This window comes from Brenneria goodwinii (genome assembly GCF_002291445.1).
Classification (GTDB): domain Bacteria; phylum Pseudomonadota; class Gammaproteobacteria; order Enterobacterales; family Enterobacteriaceae; genus Brenneria; species Brenneria goodwinii.
In genome coordinates this window covers 2,224,505-2,247,964 of the sequence record NZ_CP014137.1, presented here as the reverse complement: position 1 = coordinate 2,247,964, position 23,460 = coordinate 2,224,505, and the positions used below count along the sequence as shown (strand labels likewise).

Below are 23,460 nucleotides of genomic sequence, written 5' to 3'. Positions count from 1 at the left end.
CAAAGACAAACCTGCTATAGCTGTAAGGGACGTTCAGATTGGAAAAGACCATAGCAAAAATAGATATTCGGGCGGTTTAATATGAAAAGCATACCATCGCAAAATCGCCCTGAGCCTGCTTCTATCTTGACGCAGATGGTAGACCGGTTGCCGCTGTCGGATGTCCATTTCCGACGCATCAGCCAGCTAATCTATCAGCGTGCTGGTATTGTGCTGGCCGATCACAAAAGAGAAATGGTTTATAACCGTTTAGTCCGGCGTTTACGTTTGCTTGGGATTCACGATTTCGGCCAATATCTTGCACTATTGGAGTCCGACCCTAACAGCGCTGAATGGCAGGCTTTTATTAATGCGCTGACAACCAATCTGACGGCATTTTTCCGGGAAGCTCACCACTTTCCGATATTAGCTGAGCATGCCCGCAAGCGGCCTAATGGCTACTCCGTCTGGAGTACCGCGGCATCAACGGGCGAGGAGCCTTATTCCCTTGCCATGACGCTTGCCGAGGTGTTTGGCAACCGGGCCGACAGCAGTTGTAAGGTTGTGTCCAGTGATATTGATACGCAGGTGTTGGAAAAAGCGACGGCCGGAATCTATCGTCAGGAAGAATTACGTTCGCTTTCTCCACAGCAATTACAGCGATTTTTTTTACGTGGTACCGGGCCGCATAGCGGGCTGGTGCGCGTTCGGCCGGAACTGGCGGCCATGGTGCATTTTCAGCAATTAAATCTGTTAGCGCCCGAGTGGTCCGTCCCTGCGCCTTTTGACGCTATTTTTTGCCGTAACGTAATGATTTATTTTGATAAAGAAACGCAGGAGCGTATCTTGCGTCGCTTTGTTCCGCTGCTTAAGCCAGGCGGGTTGCTATTTGCCGGACATTCAGAAAATTTTAGTCAGATTAGTCGAGAATTCTATTTGCGCGGGCAGACGGTTTATGGACTGGCTAAGGAAAGATAATGAACAAAATTAAAGTGCTATGTGTTGATGACTCTGCCCTTATGCGTCAGATCATGACCGAAATCATTAACAGCCACCCTGATATGGAAGTGGTTGCGACGGCTCCTGATCCATTAGTCGCCCGTGATTTAATTAAAAAATTCAATCCGCAGGTATTAACGCTGGATGTCGAAATGCCGCGTATGGACGGCTTGGATTTTCTTGAAAAATTAATGCGTTTACGCCCAATGCCGGTGGTTATGGTGTCGTCTCTAACGGGAAAAGGCTCTGAAATCACCCTGCGCGCCCTGGAGTTGGGGGCTATCGATTTTGTGACAAAACCGCAGTTAGGTATCCGCGAAGGCATGCTGGCATACAGCGAACTGATCGCTGAAAAAATTCGCATGGCCGCCAAGGCGCGACTGCCGCAACGCAGTAAAACCAATGAGCCAATGGCGATTATCCAACATACGCCATTGCTCAGCAGCGAAAAACTTATCGCTATTGGCGCATCGACAGGGGGAACCGAGGCGATACGTCACGTGTTGCAGCCTCTGCCGCCGACAAGCCCTGCATTGCTGATTACGCAGCATATGCCCCCAGGATTCACCAAGTCTTTTGCCGAGCGGCTGAATAAGTTATGTCAGATTACGGTGAAAGAAGCTGAGGATGGCGAGCGTGTTTTACCAGGCCATGCCTATATTGCTCCAGGCGCACGGCATCTTGAACTGGCGCGCAGCGGCGCAAATTATCAGGTGCGCTTGAATGACGGCCCGCCGGTTAACCGTCACCGTCCATCGGTTGATGTATTGTTTCGTTCGGTTGCTCAGTATGCCGGGCGAAATGCTGTAGGGGTTATCCTTACGGGAATGGGAAACGACGGAGCTGCCGGTTTGTTGGAACTTCATCAGGCCGGTGCCTATACCCTGGCACAAGACGAAGCAAGTTGCGTGGTATTTGGCATGCCGCGTGAAGCTATCGCTATGGGGGGCGTCGACGAAGTAGTGAATCTGCACCAGGTTAGCCAGCGGATGCTGGCGCAAATTTCTGCCGGACAGGCATTACGTATATAGCAGCTCCCGGTGAGCAATAAATATTTTAGGAGTAGGTATGGCCGATAAAGAACTCAGATTTTTAGTAGTGGATGATTTTTCGACAATGCGCCGAATTGTTCGCAACCTACTAAAGGAACTGGGCTTTAATAATGTAGAAGAAGCGGAAGATGGTGCTGACGCGCTGAATAAGCTTCGTGCTGGTGCTTTCGATTTCGTTATTTCTGACTGGAATATGCCCAATATGGATGGTTTGGAGTTGCTGCAAACTATTCGTGCTGACGCTGCGCTCTCAAAACTCCCGGTGTTGATGGTGACGGCGGAAGCAAAGAAAGAAAATATTATCGCCGCAGCACAGGCTGGTGCTAGTGGTTATGTTGTTAAACCATTTACTGCTGCTACCTTGGAAGAGAAGCTGAGTAAGATTTTTGAAAAACTGGGTATGTAAGGGGATCTTATGAAGCCACATCCAATGCCGCCCGTAAATGACACGGCGTCAGCTACAGAGATTATTTCTCGTATCGGTCAATTAACCCGTATGCTGCGTGACAGCCTGCGGGAATTAGGTTTGGACAGTGCGATCGCGGAAGCAGCGGAAGCCATTCCTGATGCTCGCGATCGTCTTGACTATGTTGTCCAGATGACGGCTCAGGCAGCAGAGCGGGCGCTGAGCTGCGTTGAAGCGGCGCAACCGCGTCAGAACCAGTTAGAGGCTGATGCCAAGTCGCTGAAATCCCGTTGGGATCAGTGGTTTGAGAATCCGATTGAACTGGCCGACGCGCGTGAATTAGTAACCGATACGCGTAAATACCTCGAAGGCGTACCGGAGCAGACCTCATTTACCAATGCGCAACTGCTGGAAATCATGATGGCGCAGGATTTCCAGGATCTGACTGGTCAGGTTATCAAACGCATGATGGATGTTATTCAGGAAATTGAGAAACAGTTACTGATGGTGCTGTTGGAAAATATGCCTGAGAAAACCGCTGCTCCCAAACGCGCCAATGATGGTTTGCTGAATGGTCCTCAGGTCGATAAAAGCGCGGCAGGCGTTGTTTCTAACCAGGATCAGGTTGACGATCTGCTGGATAGCTTGGGTTTCTAGTCTTGTTGCTCAAAACCAACGTGTGCTGTGGCGATGCCGCGTACGCGTTGGTGTGAGATTTTATCCATCATCATTGGGCTGATTTTATGGCCGCGTTATCGGGCCGTAATTAGCTAAATCGAATTTCCCTTTCGCCCGCCAGGCGACTATCCATCAAAGAAACATAGGTTTTTCCCGTTGTTCCAGCCATAAAGTTTTTTCATATTTGTCATGCTAAGCAGCAAAATCCTATCCCAAGTAGTAATTACAGGAAGCGGTATTGGCTGAAGATAGCGATCTGGAAAAAACAGAATCCCCCACTCCCCATAAAGAGGAGAAGGCCCGCGAAGATGGCCAGATCCCCCGATCCCGAGAGTTGAGCTCTATTCTGATGATGATGGCGGGGTTAGCCATATTATGGATGGGCGGAGAAACGATGGCGCGTAAGTTGGCCTTAATGGTTAGCCAGGGACTGTCTTTTAATTACGAAACCATCGGCGATGAGACTCAGATGCTGCGCCATATTGGCGTATTACTGAAGCTGGGGGTGATGGCGCTGATCCCCATTATGTTGGGCTCGGTGTTGGTCGCTTTATCCGCGCCGATGCTATTAGGCGGGGTATTATTCAGTGCTAAATCAATTAAATTTGATTTAAAAAAGCTAAATCCGATATCTGGCTTAAAACGGCTATTTTCATCACAGTCATTAGCTGAACTTTTTAAAGCGATATTGAAATCATTGATGGTGGGGACAGTAACCACATGGTTTTTATTGCATAACTGGCCACAGATGCTGCATTTGATATCGGAGCCGCCTATGGCTGCTCTGGGGCACGCATTAAATCTGGCGGTGATTTGCGGCTTTCTTGTCATTATGGGGCTTGTGCCAATGGTGGCATTTGATGTGTTCTGGCAAATCTGGAGCCATATCAAGAAATTGCGTATGACTAAACAAGAGATTCGTGATGAACACAAGGAAAGCGAAGGCGATCCCCATGTTAAAGGTCGAATTCGTCAGCAGCAGCGGGCCATGGCTCAACGAAGAATGATGGCCGATGTGCCTAAAGCCGATGTGATAGTGACCAACCCGACGCATTATGCCGTTGCATTGCAATATGACGAGAAAAAAATGAACGCGCCCAAGGTGTTGGCAAAAGGCGCCGGAGAAATTGCTTTGCGCATTCGCGAACTGGGTGCTGAGCATAGAATACCTGTTTTAGATGCTCCGCCTTTGGCTCGTGCGTTGTATCGTCATTCTGAAGTCGGACATCATATTCCGGCCGCGTTGTATGCTGCTGTTGCAGAGGTCTTGGCTTGGGTTTATCAATTGAAACGCTGGAAGCGTGAAGGTGGATTAATCCCGAGAAAACCTAAACACCTACCGGTGCCGGATGCACTGGATTTTGCTAAAGAGAATACTGCTGATGGCTAATTTGGCCTCTATATTACGTTTACCAGGTAACTTTAAAAGCACTCAGTGGCAAATATTAGCCGGACCAGTCTTGATCCTGCTGATCTTGTCTATGATGGTGTTGCCACTGCCGCCGTTTATTCTGGATCTGTTATTTACTTTCAACATCGCGCTTTCCATCATGGTGTTGCTGGTCGCCATGTTTACCCAGCGGACGCTAGAGTTTGCCGCTTTTCCCACCATCCTGTTGTTCTCAACACTACTGCGTTTATCTCTTAACGTGGCGTCGACACGTATTATCCTGCTGGAAGGTCACACCGGGACTGCGGCGGCGGGGCGAGTCGTTGAAGCATTCGGCCACTTTCTGGTCGGCGGTAATTTCGCCATCGGTATCGTGGTTTTTATCATTTTGGTGTTAATTAACTTTATGGTTATCACCAAGGGCGCCGGACGTATCGCCGAAGTGGGCGCGCGCTTTGTGTTGGATGGTATGCCAGGTAAACAGATGGCTATCGATGCCGATCTGAACGCTGGACTGATTGGGGAAGATGAGGCAAAAAAACGCCGTTCCGAAGTAACCCAGGAAGCGGATTTCTACGGTTCGATGGATGGCGCCAGCAAGTTTGTGCGTGGCGACGCCATCGCCGGCCTGATGATTATGGTGATCAATATTATTGGCGGATTACTGGTCGGCGTCATTCAGCATAATATGCCAGTGGGCCAGGCCGCTGAAAGTTACACCCTACTGACCATCGGCGATGGTCTGGTGGCTCAAATTCCGGCGTTGGTTATCTCGACTGCCGCTGGTGTGATTGTGACGCGCGTCAGCACCGATCAGGACGTCGGTCAGCAGATGGTTACCCAGTTGTTTAACAATCCCCGGGTGATGGTGTTAAGTGCGGCCGTACTAGGATTAATAGGCCTGGTGCCCGGGATGCCTAATTTCGTGTTTCTGCTTTTTACAGCGTCATTGTTGGGGTTAGCCTGGTGGATGCGCGGCGCGCAACAGAAAATGCCCGCTGTGGCTCCCGAGCCTTCCTCAATGGAAAAGCATAAGGTGGTTGAAGCCAGTTGGGCGGATGTTCAACTGGAAGATCCATTAGGCATGGAGGTGGGGTATCGGCTTATTCCTATGGTAGATTTTCAGCAGGATGGCGAGTTGCTTGGCAGAATTCGTAGCATCAGAAAGAAATTTGCTCAGGAAATGGGCTATCTGCCGCCTGTTGTACATATTCGTGACAATTTGGAACTACAGCCTGCCAGCTATCGTATTCTGATGAAAGGGGTAGAGGTTGGTCATGGCGAAGCCTATCCCGGCCGCTGGATGGCGATTAATCCGGGTAATGCGGTTGGTGAACTCCCGGGAGAGATAACCAAAGATCCCGCATTTGGGCTGCCGGCCGTATGGATAGAAAGTGGAATAAAAGAGCAGGCGCAAACTCAGGGATATACGGTAGTAGAAGCCAGTACCGTTGTTGCAACGCATCTTAATCATTTAATTAGTATGCATGCCAGCGAACTTTTTGGACGACAAGAAGCGCAGCAGTTGATGGATCGTGTCGCGCAGGAAATGCCAAAGCTGGCGGAAGACTTTATTCCGGGGGTCGTGACGTTAACGACCTTGCATAAGGTTTTACAGAATCTACTGAGCGAAAACGTTTCTATTCGCGATATGCGAACCATTATGGAAACACTGGCCGAACATGCGCCGGTGCAACCTGATCCGTATGAGTTAACAACTGTTGTCCGGGTTGCTCTGGGACGAGCCATAACACAGCAGTGGTTCCCTGGCGATAGCGAGCTGCAGGTGATTGGACTGGATGGGTCGTTGGAACGCCTGCTGCTTCAGGCTTTACAAGGCGGCGGGGGACTTGAGCCAGGTCTGGCCGATAGGCTGCTGGCGCAGGCAAAACAGGCGCTGCAACGACAGGAAATGCTGGGAGCGCCTCCGGTATTATTGGTCAATCATGCATTGCGTGGATTGCTGGCTCGTTTCCTACATCGTAGCTTGCCGAATATGGCGGTGCTTTCTAATCTGGAAATCAGTGACAATCGGCAGATCCGCATGACTTCGATTATCGGAGAGGCGCAATGAGACTTGCCCGGATAGCGGTTGCCGCACTATTTATCATTGTTCCTGCTGCGGTTTTTGCTACGCCGGGCGCGTGGAATGCCAGTCAAAGAGGGGTAGTGCTGGAGCATCGCGGCGTCACCGCCTCTTCTCCGGCATTTTTGCCTAGCCCTAATATGGCGGTCGGTAGCGAGAAGAGCGTTACCCTGATCTACTGGCGTTATGAGTCTTTGTCTCCTGAACCCGTCGGATTGATTGTCCGGCTTTGCACACTTCGGCGGTGTGTGAAACTGGATGGAGCAAGTGGGCAGACGCGAAGTTTTAGCGGCGTACCCGCTAATAGTGAATTCCGTTTTATATACTACATAGAAGGCGGCGGAAGGCTTAACCGGGCGTTTAACGTAAACAGTATCAGCCTGGCGGTTAACTATAAGTAATATCAATAGATATTATTGAAGAAATAAATTGCTGAAGGAATGTCTCTACATGAATGATAAGAGACATTTAGATGCTGATTTTACGGCCAGAAAAATTGGCGCCTTTCGCTTGACCGTCTGGTCCATATAGTGACTGTCCGTGACGCGGCCTTAGTACTTCGAGCGCTTTATCAGTGTGGGAAATATGTTGATTGAGCAGCATGCCATTATGCTGATTTTTGTTTCGCAGACTTTTCGTTAGCTGCTGTATCTGTTGCCAGCGCTCTGCTAACGCTTCTATATCTTCATATGGCGCCTGAAGTTTTTTCAATGATTCTTCTTCATGACGACATGTCTCCAGATATTGCATTGTTGCCAATAACGAACTTTTTTTCTCGGTAACTTGTTGAAGTGCGCCGCTATTGATTTGGCCGGCACATAGCTGTGTTTGCTCATCCGACATAACCTGCTGTAGGTCATTCAGATTATTCAGCAACTTATCGAGTATCGTTTGTAGTTTTTCCATCGTGATTAATTACTTGCTAAGAAGTCCTGAGTGTCTTTGATTAACGCATCAGCGATTTTTTCAACATCGATTTTCAACGAGCCATCACGGATAGCTTGTTTCAGTGTTTCGACCCGATTCATATCAATATCGCTCGTGCCAGGCTGCATTAATTTAGCCTGCGCATCGCTGAGTTTTACCTGCGTGGCGCTGATTTCGGTCTGTGCTTCAGTCTGTTTACGTTTGGGCTTGGATACCTCACCCGGTTCGCGCTGCTGAACCTGACTGACTGGTTTCAGCGGCTGGGTACGATCAATACTCATAAAATCAATCCCTCTGAAATGAGGATAAAATAAGTTAATTATCAATCTGATACATGTAGATAAACGCTACAGTCCAGTTGGGGAAAACATAGCCTTCAATGACCTTGTGTATATCATCGGCATATGGCAAAAAAGCTTTAATAAATTACTGTGGAATAAGAATTATCCCATCATCGCCGGCGATGCCGCTTATTATTTGGCCTGATGCGGTTCTGACCCTGACCGACTGACCAATCGCCGCATTATTCATAGCCTTACCCTCGCTGTTGATTGTAAAGCCTTCTCCCTGAGCGAACACCTGAACATTCTGACCGGCCTTAATTATCCATGCTCTGCGTAGCATGGATGCGGTTATTGGTTGTCCCGGCGTCAGATCACGCAGGGTAATCGCGCCTTCAGCCTCGCTCAGAGTATGTATGGCGCGTGGCGGCAACTGGTCAAGGCGGCCTTTATTCAGGCGCAGATCCTTGCTTTCCAGTTTTGCGCCGCGGTTTACGATACGGCTGCTCACCACATAGTGTCCGGTCACCTGAACCTCGGTCTGGATGAACTTACGCTGCTGGCCGCAACGAACCGAAACGCTGATATTACCCCAGGTGCGCGTACTTGTCGGTAAGGATATTTGCGGCCTTTCGCACTGTGGCCACTGTGAGTCTGGCGATTTTACCACGACCTTAACAGTCGTATTGGGGCTCCCCTTATAGCGTGCGGAAAAAAATTCATTTAACTGTGTCGGAAGATCAGTCGCTGCAGCATAACCGCGCGGCGATACTGACAAACAGATCAGTAGCCATATGAGGTTATTTTGTATCTTCATATGCGATCTCCAGATAATGGCATATCCGTGCGCCAGTGTAATGGCTTACGCCTGAGGTTAAGGCAATAAATAGAGCCGCATTTTATGTCTATTCATTCGATGGCATCGCCATAATGAGAATTATCCTATCTGCTCTAAATTCTAACTTGCGGAGGGAGCATGCTCGATAAATTAGACGCCTCATTGCGGTTTCAACAGGAAGCGTTGAACTTGCGTGCCCAGCGGCAGGAAATTCTGGCTGCAAATATAGCCAATGCGGACACCCCTGGCTACCAGGCAAGGGATATCGATTTCGCCAGTCAGCTAAGTAAAGTGATGGAACAGGGCCGAGCGGAAGGTACGGGTATTGCTTTAAAAACCACCTCTGTACGGCATATTCCCGCACAGAATTTCCAGCCGCCGGAGCTTGATCTGTTATACCGCGTTCCCGACCAGCCGGCACTGGACGGCAACACCGTGGACATGGATCGCGAGCGCACCAATTTTGCCGACAACAGCCTGAAATATCAATCCAGCCTGACGGTTTTGAGCGGTCAAATCAAAGGCATGATGACGGTATTACAGTCTGGTTCGTGATATTAGCGTGATGAAAGGTAAGGTTTTATGTCGTTATTAAATATATTCGAGATTTCTGGTTCCGCGCTTGCCGCGCAATCGCAGCGCATGAACGTGAGCGCCAGTAACCTGGCGAATGCCGACAGCGTTACCGGCCCGGATGGAGAACCTTATCGCGCCAAACAGGTGGTGTTCGAGGTGAATGCGGCGCCTGGCCAGTCCACCGGTGGTGTGCGAGTTTCCGGCGTCGTTGATGACCCGTCGCCTGCTCGTTTGGTTTATGAACCAGGCAATCCTTTAGCGGACGCTCAGGGGTATGTACGTATGCCGAATGTCGATCCGGTGTCGGAAATGGTTAACACCATTTCAGCATCACGCAGTTATCAGGCAAACGTAGAAGTATTGAACACCACGAAAACGATGATGTTGAAAACGCTGACGATTGGTCAATAAACCGGGGGAATGGCATGTCAATTACCATTAACGATACGAGCTCGGCAACGCAAACAGCGGCCAGTTCGACAACGACCACAACCGGCACCGGCAGTGTCGATCTGCAAAATCAGTTTCTGACGCTGTTGGTTGCACAGTTGCAGAATCAGGATCCAACCAATCCGATGGATAACGATCAGTTATTAAGTCAGTTGGCGCAGATTAATACCGTAAGCGGTATTGAAAAACTCAATACGACGCTGGGTTCTATCTCCGGTCAGATCAATAACAATCAGTCGTTGCAGGCAACGACCCTGATTGGTCATGGGGTGATGGTGCCTGGAAGCGAGGTGCTAGTCGGGAGTGAGACGACGACGCCGTTCGGGCTGGAGCTGGAGCAAGCGGCGGACACGGTCACCGCGACGATTACCGACAGTACCGGCAAAGTTGTTCAGTCTCTGGATCTGGGCGCTTTGTCTGCCGGCGTACACTCCTTTACCTGGGACGGCAAAACGACAGACGGCACAGCCGCGCCGGATGGCGCCTACACCGTGTCTATTGCCGCCAGCGCCAACGGCGCGCAGCAGGTGGTGCAGCCGTTGAATTATGCGCTGGTCAACAGCGTGACCAACAGCGATTCCGGGGCTTTGCTGGATCTCGGCCTGCGCGGTAAAGCCACGCTGGAAGATGTACGGCAGATCCTGTAACAGTCATCGAACGTCATACTATTCCAGTGCGACAGCATGATTGGAATACGAAGTAATCAATTTATCTGGAGAGAGCAACATGGGTTTTTCGCAGGCGGTCAGCGGGTTAAACGCCGCATCCAATAACCTGGATGTCATCGGCAACAATATTGCCAACTCGGCAACGGTAGGATTTAAATCCGGCACGGTCTCTTTTGCCGATATGTTCGCGGGTTCCAAGGTCGGAATGGGTACCCAGGTCGCTGCCGTGATGCAGGATTTCAGCAACGGCACCGTTACCAGCAGTTCACGCGCGCTGGATATCGCCATCAGCGGCAGCGGTTTTTTCCGTATGCAAGATACCAACGGCTCTGTTTATTACAGCCGCAATGGTCAGTTCACGCTGGATAGCGCCCGTAATATCGTCAATATGCAGGGTATGCAGTTGACCGGCTATCCGGCAACCGGTACGCCGCCGACTATCCAGCAGGGGGCCGATCCCGTCGGGCTGACTATTCCCGAAGATGCCATGGCGGCTCAGGCGACCACTGTGGCTTCCATTATCGCCAACCTGAACTCTTCGGATGAGACCAAGATCTGGGATGAAACCAACCCGGCTGATACCTCAAACTATAAAGGTTCCATCACCACCTACGACAGCCTGGGCAACGCCCACGATTTCGCACTCTATTTTGTTAAGGTGGACGACAATCAGTGGAGCGCCTACGCTAAAGACACCAGCGACAGCACCTCCGATTTTCAACAGATAGACCTTGAATTTTCCTCTAACGGCACGATAACGACGCCGGGGCCTTTTACGCTTGAGATGAACTCGCTGAATGGTTCTGCGCCAAGCCCGTTTACGTTGAGTTTTACCGGCAGTACCCAGCAAAACAGCGATAACAGCACCAAATCACCGACTCAGAACGGCTACGCGCCTGGTGAATTGACGGGTTATAGCATCAATGACGACGGCACCGTCGTCGGTACCTATTCCAACCAGAAACAACAGGTTCTGGGGCAGATTGTATTAGCCAGCTTCGCCAACCCTGAGGGGTTATCTCCCGAGGGCGATAACGTCTGGTCGGCGACCGATAACTCCGGGCAGGCGGTGGTTAATCTGGCCGGTACCGGCAATCTGGGTAAGCTGATCGGTCAGGCGACGGAAAGTTCTAACGTCGATATGAGTCAAGAACTGGTCAATATGATTGTGGCTCAACGCAACTATCAGGCCAATTCGCAGACCATTAAAACGCAGGATGCCATTCTGCAAACGCTGATCAGCCTGCGTTAATTATTTTAACGGAGATATTGCATGGATCATGCTATTTACACCGCGATGGGGGCGGCGAGTCAGACGCTGGAACAGCAGGCCGTCACCGCTCACAATCTGGCCAATGCATCGACACCGGGTTTTCGCGCCCAACTTTCGGCGCTGCGCGCAGTACCGGTGAATGGGTTGTCACTACCCACCCGCACGCTGGTTGTCGCCTCGACGCCCGGCGCCGATATGACGCAAGGGATAATGGACTATACCGGTCGGGCGATGGATGTCGCTCTCTCGAAAGACGGTTGGTTGGCTGTCCAGGCGGCGGATGGCAATGAAGCATACACCCGTAACGGCAATATAGAGATCAATGCCGACGGTGAACTGATGATCCAGGGGCATTTGGTGCAAGGTGACGGCGGGCCGATTGAAGTTCCTCCCCAGGCCCAAATCACTATTGCGTCGGATGGAACCATCTCCGCATTGAATGCCGGCGATCCGCCAAATACCATCGCTCAGCTAGGACGATTGAAACTGGTACAGGCGACAGGGCAGGAAGTGACGCGCTCTGACGATGGTTTATTCCGTCTCACGACACAAGCGCAGCAACAACGCGGTAATGTGCTGCCTAACGATCCTACCGTGCAAGTGATGCCCGGCGTGTTGGAAGGCAGTAACGTCAATCCGGTTAATACCATGGTGGATATGATCGCCAACGCCCGACGCTTCGAAATGCAGATGAAAGTGATCAGCAGCGTCGATGATAATGCCCAACGCGCTAATCAGATATTAGCAATGAGTTAAGCGCCAGAGCGCGCACAGGAGTGACTAGATGATCCGTTCTTTGTGGATTGCGAAAACCGGTCTGAATGCCCAGCAAACCAATATGGATGTTATTTCCAATAACCTGGCAAACGTCAGCACCAATGGGTTCAAACGTCAGCGTGCGGTGTTTGAGGATTTGCTGTATCAGACCGTTCGTCAGCCGGGCGCTCAGTCATCCGAGCAGACAATGTTGCCGTCTGGTTTGCAGTTAGGGACTGGCGTTCGCCCGGTATCAACCGAGCGTATACATACCCAGGGGGCCTTCTCTGAAACGGGAAACTCCAAGGATGTGGCGATCAAGGGACAGGGCTTTTTCCAGGTACAACTGCCGGATGGTACAACGGCATATACCCGCGATGGCGCTTTTCAACTGGATGGCAACGGTCAGTTGGTGACGTCCAGCGGTTTTCTGGTGCAGCCGGCGATAACCATTCCCGCCAATGCCATTGAAATGACGATTGGTCGTGACGGTATTGTCAGCGTCACCCAGCAAGGTCAGACTGCAGCGACGCAGGTCGGACAATTAACGCTGACGACTTTTATCAATGACAGCGGGCTGGAAAGCGTCGGTGAAAATTTATACATGGAAACCGAAAGCTCCGGGGCGCCGAATGAAAGCAATCCGGGCCTGAACGGCGCCGGTTTGTTGTATCAGAAGTATGTTGAAACCTCGAACGTTAATGTGGCCGAAGAGTTGGTTTCCATGATTCAGACACAGCGTGCTTATGAGATTAACAGCAAGGCGGTTTCATCTTCTGACCAAATGTTGCAGAAGCTGACCCAACTGTAATAAGTCATGGTAAAAAGGGTAATAGCATGGCGCGTTCAGAATATCCGGCGAGAGCGTTCCGTGTTGCAGTTACCCTATGAATATTTTGAAATATTTTTAATTAAGGCGATATCCGTAGTGATGATGAATGCAAAGTCGGTTGCTATCCAACAATTCCGCCGACCGCGTCTGTTGGCCTTGTTCATGATGTTGACACTCAACGGCTGCGCCTATATTCCACACGATAAAGTTGTGACTGGCCCGACAACAGCTCAACCGACTCCGATGGTGATGACTGCGTCTAATGGATCTATTTTTCAAACAAGCCAGCCAATGAACTACGGCTATCAGCCGATGTTTGAAGATCGCCGTCCTCGTAATGTGGGAGACACCCTGACCATCGTGTTGCAGGAAAACGTAAGTGCCAGCAAGAGTTCGTCGGCCAGCGCAAGCCGTGATGGGTCATCCACTTTTGGCTTCGGCACCACACCGCGTTATCTGGAAGGGCTTTTTGGCAATAACCGAGCAACCCTGGATGCATCGGGGACAAATGAGTTCGCCGGTCAGGGCGGGGCGAATGCCAACAACACATTCAGCGGTACGATTACGGTTACCGTTAATCAGGTTTTACCGAATGGCAACCTGAATGTGGTGGGCGAAAAACAGATTGCGATCAATCAGGGAACTGAGTTCATCCGTTTCTCTGGCGTGGTGAATCCCAGAACCATTAGCGGCACTAACTCAGTGCCTTCAACGCAGGTTGCCGATGCGCGTATAGAATATGTAGGCAACGGTTATATCAATGAAGCGCAAAACATGGGCTGGCTGCAGCGGTTCTTCCTTAATGTTTCTCCGTTCTAAGTTAATAAAGAGGCGCCTGATGCGGATTACTTCATTTTTCACCGTTCTGTTTGCCCTGCTGGCGCTGACCAGCATGCCCGTTTCGGCAGAGCGGATTCGCGATCTGGTGAATGTTCAGGGCGTGCGTGATAACGCACTGATTGGTTACGGATTGGTGGTCGGGCTTGATGGGTCAGGCGACCAAACCATGCAGACGCCTTTTACGACGCAGAGCCTGAATAACATGCTTTCCCAGTTGGGTATTACCGTCCCGACCGGAACCAATATGCAGCTTAAGAATGTCGCTGCGGTAATGGTCACGGCAAAGTTGCCGCCGTTTGCCCGAGCCGGGCAAAATATTGATGTTGTCGTTTCTTCGATGGGGAACGCCAAAAGTCTGCGCGGCGGGACATTGTTGATGACGCCATTAAAGGGTGTTGATAATCAGGTCTATGCATTAGCGCAAGGCAACGTACTGGTTGGCGGAGCCGGCGCCGCCGCCGGCGGCAGCAGCGTTCAGGTTAACCAGCTTGCCGGCGGTCGTATCAGCAATGGCGCGATTATTGAGCGTGAATTGCCGAACACGTTCGGCTCCACGAATACTATCATTCTGCAACTGAACGAAGATGATTTTACCATGGCGCAACGCATTAGCGACGCCATCAACCGTTCTGGTCTTAGCGGCAGCGCGACGCCATTAGATTCACGTACCGTCCAGGTTATGGTTCCACATGGTAATAGTTCGCAGGTTCGTTTCCTGGCAGATGTTCAAAATATTGAAATCAATATGGGCGCACAGGATGCCAAAGTAATTATTAATTCCCGCACCGGCTCGGTGGTGATGAACCGCGACGTCGTGTTGGGGAACTGTGCCGTTGCTCAGGGCAATCTGTCGGTGACGATCAACCAGCAAGCGAATGTCAATCAGCCCGATACGCCATTTGCCGGCGGGCAGACGGTTGTTACACCACAAACTGAAATTGCCGTCCAGCAGAGCGGTGGAGCGTTGCAGCGCGTTAACGCCAGCGCCAATTTGAATAATGTCGTGCGTACGTTGAATTCGTTAGGCGCAACGCCAATGGAGCTGATGTCCATCTTACAGGCAATGCAAAGCGCGGGTTGTCTGCGTGCCAAGTTGGAAATTATCTGATGAACAACGATGTACAAATACAGAGCAGCGCCGCATATGACGCCCAATCGCTGAATGCTCTCAAAAGGCAGGTGACCGGTAATCCCCAGAATGCAGAAGGGATTCGGGCGGTGGCTCAACAAATGGAAGGCGTTTTTGTCCAGATGATGATGAAGAGTATGCGCGCCGCGCTGCCGCAGGACGGGCTCTTCAGCAGTGAGCAGACGCGTCTGTATACATCGATGTACGATCAGCAAATTGGTCAGCAGGTCGCAGGAAAAGGGTTGGGATTAGCTGATGTGATGGTGCGGCAACTGTCCGGGGGGCGAAGCATGCCGACCGAACCCAAAGCGTCCGTGCCATTAACATTTGACCGTGTTGCGGTGCAAAACATGCCGGCGGCGGCGGTAGAACAAATTGTACGTCGCGCCATGCCCAGATTGCCGGCGGAAGGATCCGCTCTGCCGCTGTCCAGCGATAACTTTGTTTCCCGTTTGTCGATCCCGGCGCAGATGGCCAGTCAGCAAAGTGGTATTCCTCATCACTTAATCATTGCACAGGCTGCGCTGGAGTCAGGCTGGGGACAGCGTGAAATCCCCACCGAAGACGGGCGCCCAAGTCATAACCTTTTTGGCATCAAGGCCGGCAGTCGTTGGGATGGGCCGGTTACCGAGATAACCACGACGGAATATGAACAAGGGGTGGCGAAAAAGGTCAAGGCCAGCTTTCGGGTTTACGACTCCTATGCAGAGGCTATCGCTGATTATGTGAAACTGCTGACGCAAAATCCCCGTTATGCCAATGTGGCGAATGCCGGCAGCGCCGAGCAGGCTGCTCACGCCTTGCAGAATGCCGGTTATGCGACCGATCCCCAATACGCTAAAAAGCTGGTCGGTATGATTCAGCAGATGAAAAGTGCGGGCGAAAAAGCGGTCAAAGCCTATACCCATGATTTAAGCCAGCTGTTTTGATTTTTCTTTCAAGTTTTGCTGTTTCCGGTCGATAACTTATTCAGGCAAAGCGAGTGTGGTATAGCCATTCGCGGCACATTTATTTAATAAGCGCATGGCATTTTGTCAAAGCCTGTGTACAAGGAACTTCCACATGTCCAATTTGATTAATACCGCGATGAGTGGCTTAAAAGGCGCACAGGCGGCGTTGAGTACGGTGAGTAATAACATCAGTAACCAGGCTGTGACAGGGTACAACCGACAGAATGTGTTGCTTTCACAGGCGGTAAGCACCAGCACTTCAGCCGGTTATATTGGCAATGGCGTTAACGTGGTCGGCATTAACCGCGAATATAGTGATTTCATTTCGACGCAATTACGTGCCGCACAAACACAAAGTAGTTCAATAAACAGCTATTACGAACAAATCTCCAAGATTGATAATTTATTGGCTGATAGCACCACCAGTCTTTCGGCAACGTTGCAGGATTTCTTTACCAACTTGCAGAACCTGACCAGTAATGCAGGCGATTCATCGACCCGCCAGACTGTGCTGGGCAAGGCAGAGGGATTGGTCAATCAGTTCAAGGTAACCGATAAATATCTAAAAGACACCGCCGAGGGTCTTAATACGCAAATTCAGAGTACGGTTGGGCAGATCAATACCTACGCCAGCCAGATTGCCGAGTTGAATAACCAGATTACCCGCCTGACGGGAGCGAATCAGGGTCAGACGCCAAATGATCTGCTCGATCAGCGCGATCAATTAGTCAATGAGCTGAATAAACTGGTTGGTGTTGATGTTGCCGTTCAGGATGGCGTTGTTTATAACGTTACGCTCAAAAACGGTCTTAGTCTGGTGCAGGGAACCCGTAGCAATGAGCTGGTTGCAGTCAGTTCCAGCAGCGATCCTAGCCGCATTACGGTCGGTTATAACGATAAGATTGCCGGCGTCAGTGAAGTCAAGGAAAGCTCAATCACCGGCGGTTCCCTCAGTGGGCTGCTTTCCTTCCGTTCTGAGACGTTAGATAACGTCAGCAACCAACTGGGCCAGATGGCTTTGGCCTTTGCCGATGCGTTTAATACCCAGCATAAGGCCGGATACGATCTGAATGGCGAGATCGGTGGGGACTTTTTCACATTTGGCGGCGCTTCGGTGCTAAAAAATACGACAAATGCGGGGAGTGCGGAACTGACCGCCAGCTACACGGCGACAGGTGAAGTCAAGGCTTCGGATTATACGATCAAATATGATGGAGCCGACTGGCAGGTAACTCGCTTATCTGATAATGCAACATTCACGGCAACTGTCGATACCTCTGATTCCAGCTTGAATTTTGATGGGTTGAAGGTGGCGATTTCGGGTACGCCTTCCGCCAACGATAGCTTTACGCTGAAGCCGCTGGCCAACGTTATCACGAATATGAGCGTCGCCATTACTGATTCCAGTAAAATCGCCGCGGCTTCCATCAAGCTGGATGAAGACGGCAATCAGGTGCTGGACGGCAACGGAGACCCGGTATTTGGCGGCGCTAGCGACAATACTAATGCCAAAGCGTTATTGGCATTACAGAGCGAAAAAGTCATAGAAGGTAAATCCACCATTACTGGCGCCTATGCCAGCCTGATTGCTGATGTCGGCAACCAGACTAACACCATGAAAATCAATAATACGTCACAATCTGGCGTCGTTACCCAACTTACTGCCGAACAACAGTCGGTGTCCGGGGTGAATCTGGATGAGGAATATGGCGAGTTATTGCGTTATCAACAGTATTACCAGGCAAATGCCGCCGTTATCCAAACCGCATCAACCATATTTGATGCTTTACTGTCGATTCGTAGCTAACCCACCGTTTAGAAAGAGGAATTGATACCATGCGTTTAAGCACCAGCATGATATATCAGCAGAATATGCAAGGCATATTGAACGGTCAGTCTGTCTGGCAGAAAAGTGGCGAGCAGCTTTCTACGGGAAAACGTGTTGTTAATCCATCGGATGATCCCATAGCCGCAGCTCAGGTAGTGATGCTCAGTCAGGCCGAGTCGGAAAACAGTCAATATACGCTGGCGCGCACATTTGCCAGGCAGAGTATGTCTTTGGAAGAGTCAATTCTGTCAAAGGTGGCTGATTCCGTTATTGCTGCGAGTACTCAGGTTATCAACGGTGGCGGGGTGAAAAGCGATGATGACCGTCAGTCTATAGCGACAGAATTGCGCGGCATCAAAGCGCAACTGCTGAATATGGCCAACAGCACCGACGGTAACGGCAATTATATTTTTGCCGGCTATGATACCGATAGCGCGCCGTATGTACAGGGAGCGACCAACGTGGACTATGTTGGTGGATACCAGGCCATTGAGCAACAAGTTGATGCCGCCCGTTCAATGACTGTTAGCCATATAGGTTCCGCTGTATTTAACGGCGTAACGGGGGATGCGCAAAAAGAACCCGACGGTAGCGTACAGTCCGATCTGTTCGCTACGCTGGATTTGGCGATCAGCGCCCTTGAAACCCCGCTTGCTGGCGCCGATGATGCCACCAAAGCCGCGGTTCAGGCCGCAATGGACAAGGCCGGCCGTGGTTTAACCAACGCACTAAACAATGTTTCCGCCGTGCGTGCTGAACTTGGCGTTCAGCTTAATGAATTGGATAACCTAGATTCTATCGGCGCTGACCGGACGCTTGCCAATAAAACAACGCTATCTCAACTGCAAGATACTGATTGGTATGATGCTATTTCAACTTATATGATGCAGCAAGCCTCACTGAATGCGTCATACCAAGTCTTTAATAATATGCAAACCATGTCACTGTTTCAGTTAAATAAATAGCGGCCGCATCGTCCGGGCTAGGATTTGAATACGCTTAAACCGGGCGTATTTTTTGGGCATGTCACCTTGATTGAGATGACATGCCATTTTTTATTTTATCTATCTTATCCTGTTCCTCGATTTAACTTTCACCGCCATACCCCGCGTAAAATAACGCTAATCTCTCGTCAAAGCTGCATTGTGGGAATATTCGTAATGTAAAAATGGATGCTCAGGAGGCGGATAATTGAGTGAGAATTTCAGCCAATAAATCGAATACTTCACTGAATAAACGCTCCGCGAACGGGGCGATCAACGGAATTAACAGGCCGATCGTCATGATGCCCACGGTTAACGTGACAGGGAATCCGACAACAAAAATGGAGAGTTGGGGGGCGACGCGGTTAAGGAGTCCCAATGACAGATTGATGGTCAACAGCAGGGTTACGATCGGTAACGCCAGCATCAGCCCATTGATGAAAATCAATCCACCGGCTCGGGCAATGGCCAGAAAAGCATGACTATTTAATGGGTTAGCACTTATCGGTAAGGTATAAAAGCTATCGGCCAGCAGTGAAATCAACCAGAGGTGCCCATCAAAGGAAAGAAAAAGTAAAATCGCCAATATGTTAAGAATACGGGCCAACACCTGCATATTCGGACCGCCTGTCGGGTCAAAAAAAGTGGCGAACGCCAATCCCATTTGCAACCCGATCAGTTCCCCCGCATGGCGGATGGCGGCGAACGCCAACTGCATTGATATCCCTAATGCGATACCGATTAAAATCTGCTGAATCAACACCCATATACCAATCACGGAAAAGATAGGCGTGGTATTTAATGGTAAATAGGGCGCAACAAGAAGAGTAATAAACAGCGCCAACCCTATTTTTACCCGATTGCTAATCGAGCGTTCACTGAATACCGGAGCGGTACTGATAAGCGCCAGTATCCTGACAAAAGGCCAGAAAAACTGGCTGACCCAGTTAAGCATGTCCCAACTGTTAAACGTCAGCATGTTTAACCAATGATGTAGGGAAGCTGGCCGAACAGGGTGCGCATATAGTCCAGCATAAGGTTTAGCATCCAGGGGCCGGCAATAACTAGAGTGAGGAACACTGTCAGGATTTTAGGGATAAACGACAGCGTCATTTCGTTTACCTGCGTCGCCGCCTGCAACAAACTGATAATTAAACCGCTGAGCAGGGCGGATAAGAGCGGAGGCGCCGCCAGTGCCAAAGCAATTTTCATTGCTTCATAGCCAAGCGCCATTACCGATTCTGGCGTCATTTTAGCGTTCCCCTATCAAGCGCACGCAAGATGCGGATATTTCTATTTCTTGTTGTCAAAATCGCTAACTGTAAAAACTTTGAGCGAGTGAGCCAAGCAGTAATTGCCAGCCATCAACCAACACAAACAGCATCAGTTTAAAGGGAAGCGATATGGTGGCTGGTGGCACCATCATCATACCCAGCGCCATCAGAACGCTGGCGACCACCAGGTCGATGATCAAAAACGGAATAAAGACGGTGAAGCCAATTTGGAAAGCCGTTTTCAACTCACTGGTTACAAAGGCGGGCAACAAGACGCGCATCGGTACTGCTTCCGGCCCCTGTATTTGCGGAATTTCCGCTAGCCGCGTGAATAATGCCAGATCGGATTCCCGCGTTTGGCGCAGCATAAATTCCCGCAGTGGTTCTGCGCCTCGCTCTATGGCCAGTTCCATACTGATTTGATCCTGACTAAATGGCAAATAGGCTTCTTCGTACACACGGTTTAATACCGGAGACATAACAAAAAAAGTCAGAAAAAGCGTTAACCCCAGCAAAACCTGGTTTGGCGGTGCGGTCGGTGTACCGAGCGCATTACGCAGCAAGCTTAATACGATGATGATACGAGTAAAGCTGGTCATCATCAGTAATGCGGCGGGAATAAAAGTCAGCGAGGTTAAAAAAACCAGCGTCTGTACCGGCAGTGTCCAACTCTGTCCGCCGTTAGCCAGCGGCTGAGTGACGATTCCGGGTAACTGCGCCCATACGGACGGCGCCAGCATAAGTAATGCAGCACCCAACACGTAGCGCAAGGTACGAAGCAGCGTAGCGATGGGTGATTGACTGAATAGAAAACTCATTCCGATTTTTCCGGACGCTTTAGAACTTTTTTGAACAGTTGCTGAAAATCGACCGGCTTGATTTCACCGGTTGATGCATTGCTGTCGGTTTGCCGCGCGGGAAGGGTATGTAATTGTGTAATCTGTTGCGCGGTCACTCCCAACACCAGCCAAGTGTCGTCAACTTCCACAATAACCACTCGTTCGCGCTGCCCGACCGGGCAACTGGAGACCACTTTCAACAACTTATTCTGTTTTGCCTGCGGGGCAAAACCGAGTTTGCGCACCAGCCAGGCAATCAACAAAATAAGTAATAATATCCCACCCAAGACGCTGCCAACCTGTGTCAACAGCATATGGCCGGTGAGTGGCGGTGCGGCCGCCAGCGTGGATGGCTGGCCTGTCGTCGCGGTATGGGAGGGCGGCGTCTGGAGTGTTGTCATCAGCGACTCAGGCGACGCATACGTTCGGACGGCGTGATAATGTCCGTAATACGCACGCCATATTTATCGGCGACAACGACTACTTCGCCCTGGGCGATCAGATATCCATTAATCAGAATATCCAGCGGTTCGCCTGCCAGCCCGTCGAGCGCGACGACCGAGCCTTGAGATAATCTCAATAGCTCTTTAATGGTCATTTTGGTGCGCCCCAGCTCAACGGTCAGTTTAACGGGAATATCCAGGATCAGATCGATGTCCTGTAATGAGCCGATGGACTCCTGACCTTCCAATGTTTTAAATACGCCTTCAGTCGTCGCAGCGCTTTTTTCCGCAGTCTGTTGCTCGTTGAATGCATCAGCCCACAGATCGTCCACTGATTCCTTTTCGTCGGACGGTTTCTTGGTGTCACTCATTGGGCTGTTCCTCATTATCCAGAGAATTCAAAATTGGGTTAATCAAGTGTTCAACACGTAAGGCATACTGCCCGTTGAGCGTGCCGTACTGACTGGTCAGAACCGGTACGCCATCGACATGGGCAATCAAGCGTTCAGGTTTATCGATAGGTAAAACATCCCCTGGTTTCAACTGCAAAACTTTGGATAAACGCAAAGGAATATCGACAAAATTCGCCACCAATTCGAGTTCGGAATGCTGTACCTGCTTAGCCAATGTTTCCCGCCAACTCTGATCTTCCAGACGTGAATTTTCCAGCGGCGGATTGGCCAGTAACTCACGCAACGGTTCAATCATGGAGAAGGGGATGCAGATATTAAATTCACCAGTCAGCGAACCGATTTCAACATGGAACGGCGTTGTGACCACAATGTCGTTAGGTGACGTAGTTATGTTGGTGAATTTGACCTGCATTTCTGAACGGACGTACTCCACGTCCAGTTTGTAGATGGCATTCCAGGCGTCGCTGTAAGCCTCAAGAGCCAGACGCAGCATGCGTTTGACGACGCGCTGTTCAGTATGTGTGAACTCTCGCCCTTCCACTTTTGTCGGGAATCTGCCATCGCCGCCAAACAGGTTATCAACAGCGATAAATACCAGGCTGGGGGAAAAAACAAACAGCGCCGTGCCGCGTAATGGCTTTAGATGCACCAGGTTGAGATTCGTCGGTACAGGAAGATTTCGCGCAAAATCATGATAGGGCTGAATTTTGATTGGGCCTACCGTAATATCAGGACTACGGCGCAGGAGGTTAAATAATCCCATCCGGAACTGGCGGCCAAATCGTTCATTAATAATTTCCAGCGCATGTAAACGTTCACGGATGACTCGTCGCTGTGTATTGGGATCGTAAGGTCTAACGTCCCCATCTGAAGATTTAGTCGACGCGTTGGCATCAGCGGCACTATCGCCGCTGTCGCCATTTAATAGCGCGTCTATTTCTGCTTGAGAAAGAATGCTATCGCCCATAATGATTATCGCAGTATAAATGCAGTGAACAGGACATCAGTGACCACTTGATTCGGTTGACCGGGGATCAATGGCGGGCTTAACACTTCCTTGATATCTTCTATTAATTTCTGTTTACCCTGCTCGTTAGCAAGCTCAGTCGCACTCTGGCGGGACAGAAGCAACAATAAACGGCTGCGAACCTCAGGCAGATAATTATTAAACCGAGTGTGGGTCGCCTCATCCGGCAAACGCAGGGTAAAGCCGACGTATAACACGCGATCGGGATCGTTATCCGCATTGACTAAATTGACTGTGAAAGTGTCCAGCGGCATAAATACGGGTTTAGGCGGCGGCGGTGCCTCCTGTTCAGCGGTCGCAGCGTTTTTCTGATGCAATAGCCACCAGCCAACGCCCGCGGCGCCGGTGGCTGCAAGAGCAACGATAATCAGTAGTATTAACCAGACAGAGCGCTTTCGTCCCGGCCGGACTTGTATATCAGACATAGCCAAAGAGAGTTCCTGTTACTTATTGATATTTATTACCGATGGAAACCAATAATAAATGCATCATGTTAATGATTATCTCGTCTATTCAAACGATCAATACGATGAATAGACAAGA

28 protein-coding genes are annotated in these 23,460 nt (G+C 50.3%); 18 read left to right on the top strand and 10 right to left on the bottom strand.

Going from position 1 to position 23,460, the window contains the following annotated elements; genetic code table 11:
- The first annotated feature begins 81 nt into the window (after positions 1-81).
- The 7 genes from cheR (at position 82) to ACN28R_RS10085 (ending at position 6,991) form a co-directional block, all read left to right on the top strand.
- Entirely contained in the window at positions 82-957 is an 876-nt protein-coding gene (gene cheR, locus ACN28R_RS10115; RefSeq protein ID WP_095834307.1) for a protein-glutamate O-methyltransferase CheR, read from the top strand.
- Positions 957-2,009, top strand: a complete 1,053-nt coding sequence (locus ACN28R_RS10110; protein WP_048639336.1) for a protein-glutamate methylesterase/protein-glutamine glutaminase — start codon at positions 957-959, stop codon at positions 2,007-2,009. The genes cheR and ACN28R_RS10110 overlap by 1 nt, the downstream gene beginning before the upstream one ends.
- A 37-nt stretch (positions 2,010-2,046) precedes the next feature.
- Complete coding sequence (cheY, locus tag ACN28R_RS10105; RefSeq protein WP_048639335.1) at positions 2,047-2,436, top strand: chemotaxis response regulator CheY; 390 nt, start codon at positions 2,047-2,049, stop codon at positions 2,434-2,436.
- A 9-nt stretch (positions 2,437-2,445) separates the two neighbouring features.
- On the top strand, positions 2,446-3,093 hold the full coding sequence (cheZ, locus tag ACN28R_RS10100) for a protein phosphatase CheZ (protein WP_095834306.1): 648 nt from the start codon (positions 2,446-2,448) through the stop codon (positions 3,091-3,093).
- A 259-nt stretch (positions 3,094-3,352) separates the two neighbouring features.
- Positions 3,353-4,504: a flagellar biosynthesis protein FlhB gene (flhB, locus tag ACN28R_RS10095; RefSeq protein ID WP_095834305.1), complete on the top strand. Its 1,152-nt coding sequence runs from the start codon at positions 3,353-3,355 to the stop codon at positions 4,502-4,504.
- On the top strand, positions 4,497-6,578 hold the full coding sequence (gene flhA / locus ACN28R_RS10090) for a flagellar biosynthesis protein FlhA (protein WP_095834304.1): 2,082 nt from the start codon (positions 4,497-4,499) through the stop codon (positions 6,576-6,578). Before flhB ends, flhA begins: the two co-directional genes overlap by 8 nt.
- Positions 6,575-6,991, top strand: coding sequence for a flagellar protein FlhE (locus tag ACN28R_RS10085; protein ID WP_095834303.1), 417 nt, complete (start codon positions 6,575-6,577; stop codon positions 6,989-6,991). Before flhA ends, ACN28R_RS10085 begins: the two co-directional genes overlap by 4 nt.
- Positions 6,992-7,058: 67 nt before the next feature.
- Here ACN28R_RS10085 and ACN28R_RS10080 read toward each other — a convergent pair whose 3' ends face one another.
- From ACN28R_RS10080 to flgA, 3 genes are all read right to left on the bottom strand, one after another.
- Positions 7,059-7,496 carry a flagella synthesis protein FlgN gene (locus ACN28R_RS10080; RefSeq protein ID WP_095834302.1) on the bottom strand — a complete coding sequence of 146 codons (438 nt, stop codon included), beginning with the start codon at positions 7,494-7,496 and terminating at the stop codon, positions 7,059-7,061.
- Positions 7,497-7,501: 5 nt separating this feature from the next.
- The gene (gene flgM / locus ACN28R_RS10075) at positions 7,502-7,798 is read right to left on the bottom strand and encodes a flagellar biosynthesis anti-sigma factor FlgM (RefSeq protein ID WP_095834301.1); all 297 of its coding nucleotides are present in this window, start codon (positions 7,796-7,798) and stop codon (positions 7,502-7,504) included.
- 145 nt (positions 7,799-7,943) lie between these two features.
- Entirely contained in the window at positions 7,944-8,615 is a 672-nt protein-coding gene (gene flgA / locus ACN28R_RS10070) for a flagellar basal body P-ring formation chaperone FlgA (protein ID WP_095834300.1), read from the bottom strand.
- Positions 8,616-8,774: 159 nt separating this feature from the next.
- On the opposite strand from flgA, the gene flgB reads away from it, so the two are divergent.
- From flgB to flgL, 11 genes are all read left to right on the top strand, one after another.
- Positions 8,775-9,191, top strand: a complete 417-nt coding sequence (gene flgB, locus ACN28R_RS10065) for a flagellar basal body rod protein FlgB (protein WP_095834299.1) — start codon at positions 8,775-8,777, stop codon at positions 9,189-9,191.
- 27 nt (positions 9,192-9,218) lie between these two features.
- Positions 9,219-9,623, top strand: coding sequence for a flagellar basal body rod protein FlgC (gene flgC, locus ACN28R_RS10060; RefSeq protein ID WP_095834298.1), 405 nt, complete (start codon positions 9,219-9,221; stop codon positions 9,621-9,623).
- 14 nt (positions 9,624-9,637) lie between these two features.
- Complete coding sequence (flgD, locus tag ACN28R_RS10055; protein ID WP_095834297.1) at positions 9,638-10,309, top strand: flagellar hook assembly protein FlgD; 672 nt, start codon at positions 9,638-9,640, stop codon at positions 10,307-10,309.
- Between the two features lie 79 nt (positions 10,310-10,388).
- The gene (gene flgE, locus ACN28R_RS10050; RefSeq protein ID WP_095834296.1) at positions 10,389-11,582 is read left to right on the top strand and encodes a flagellar hook protein FlgE; all 1,194 of its coding nucleotides are present in this window, start codon (positions 10,389-10,391) and stop codon (positions 11,580-11,582) included.
- Between the two features lie 21 nt (positions 11,583-11,603).
- Positions 11,604-12,359, top strand: a complete 756-nt coding sequence (locus tag ACN28R_RS10045; RefSeq protein ID WP_095834295.1) for a flagellar basal body rod protein FlgF — start codon at positions 11,604-11,606, stop codon at positions 12,357-12,359.
- Between the two features lie 28 nt (positions 12,360-12,387).
- Positions 12,388-13,170, top strand: a complete 783-nt coding sequence (gene flgG / locus ACN28R_RS10040) for a flagellar basal-body rod protein FlgG (RefSeq protein ID WP_095834294.1) — start codon at positions 12,388-12,390, stop codon at positions 13,168-13,170.
- Positions 13,171-13,293: 123 nt separating this feature from the next.
- Positions 13,294-14,010, top strand: a complete 717-nt coding sequence (gene flgH / locus ACN28R_RS10035; RefSeq protein ID WP_183096753.1) for a flagellar basal body L-ring protein FlgH — start codon at positions 13,294-13,296, stop codon at positions 14,008-14,010.
- A 19-nt stretch (positions 14,011-14,029) separates the two neighbouring features.
- Positions 14,030-15,139, top strand: coding sequence for a flagellar basal body P-ring protein FlgI (locus ACN28R_RS10030; RefSeq protein ID WP_095834293.1), 1,110 nt, complete (start codon positions 14,030-14,032; stop codon positions 15,137-15,139).
- Complete coding sequence (gene flgJ, locus ACN28R_RS10025; RefSeq protein WP_095834292.1) at positions 15,139-16,089, top strand: flagellar assembly peptidoglycan hydrolase FlgJ; 951 nt, start codon at positions 15,139-15,141, stop codon at positions 16,087-16,089. Before ACN28R_RS10030 ends, flgJ begins: the two co-directional genes overlap by 1 nt.
- Before the next feature lie 133 nt (positions 16,090-16,222).
- On the top strand, positions 16,223-17,917 hold the full coding sequence (flgK, locus tag ACN28R_RS10020) for a flagellar hook-associated protein FlgK (protein WP_095834291.1): 1,695 nt from the start codon (positions 16,223-16,225) through the stop codon (positions 17,915-17,917).
- A gap of 29 nt (positions 17,918-17,946) precedes the next feature.
- Entirely contained in the window at positions 17,947-18,903 is a 957-nt protein-coding gene (gene flgL, locus ACN28R_RS10015) for a flagellar hook-associated protein FlgL (RefSeq protein WP_095834290.1), read from the top strand.
- A gap of 211 nt (positions 18,904-19,114) precedes the next feature.
- Here flgL and fliR read toward each other — a convergent pair whose 3' ends face one another.
- The 7 genes from fliR to fliL form a co-directional block, all read right to left on the bottom strand.
- Positions 19,115-19,900 carry a flagellar biosynthetic protein FliR gene (gene fliR / locus ACN28R_RS10010; protein WP_095834289.1) on the bottom strand — a complete coding sequence of 262 codons (786 nt, stop codon included), beginning with the start codon at positions 19,898-19,900 and terminating at the stop codon, positions 19,115-19,117.
- Between the two features lie 2 nt (positions 19,901-19,902).
- Complete coding sequence (gene fliQ, locus ACN28R_RS10005; protein WP_009113327.1) at positions 19,903-20,172, bottom strand: flagellar biosynthesis protein FliQ; 270 nt, start codon at positions 20,170-20,172, stop codon at positions 19,903-19,905.
- Positions 20,173-20,236: 64 nt separating this feature from the next.
- Positions 20,237-20,935: a flagellar type III secretion system pore protein FliP gene (gene fliP, locus ACN28R_RS10000; protein WP_375153854.1), complete on the bottom strand. Its 699-nt coding sequence runs from the start codon at positions 20,933-20,935 to the stop codon at positions 20,237-20,239.
- Between the two features lie 74 nt (positions 20,936-21,009).
- Positions 21,010-21,435 (bottom strand): flagellar biosynthetic protein FliO, encoded by a 426-nt coding sequence (fliO, locus tag ACN28R_RS09995; protein WP_183096749.1) that lies wholly within the window; start codon positions 21,433-21,435, stop codon positions 21,010-21,012.
- Positions 21,435-21,848 (bottom strand): flagellar motor switch protein FliN, encoded by a 414-nt coding sequence (fliN, locus tag ACN28R_RS09990; RefSeq protein WP_095834287.1) that lies wholly within the window; start codon positions 21,846-21,848, stop codon positions 21,435-21,437. Before fliN ends, fliO begins: the two co-directional genes overlap by 1 nt.
- Entirely contained in the window at positions 21,841-22,857 is a 1,017-nt protein-coding gene (gene fliM / locus ACN28R_RS09985; protein WP_095834286.1) for a flagellar motor switch protein FliM, read from the bottom strand. The genes fliN and fliM overlap by 8 nt, the downstream gene beginning before the upstream one ends.
- A 5-nt stretch (positions 22,858-22,862) precedes the next feature.
- A complete protein-coding gene (fliL, locus tag ACN28R_RS09980; protein ID WP_183096750.1) occupies positions 22,863-23,342 on the bottom strand; it encodes a flagellar basal body-associated protein FliL in 480 nt (159 codons plus the stop codon).
- Positions 23,343-23,460 lie beyond the last annotated feature (118 nt).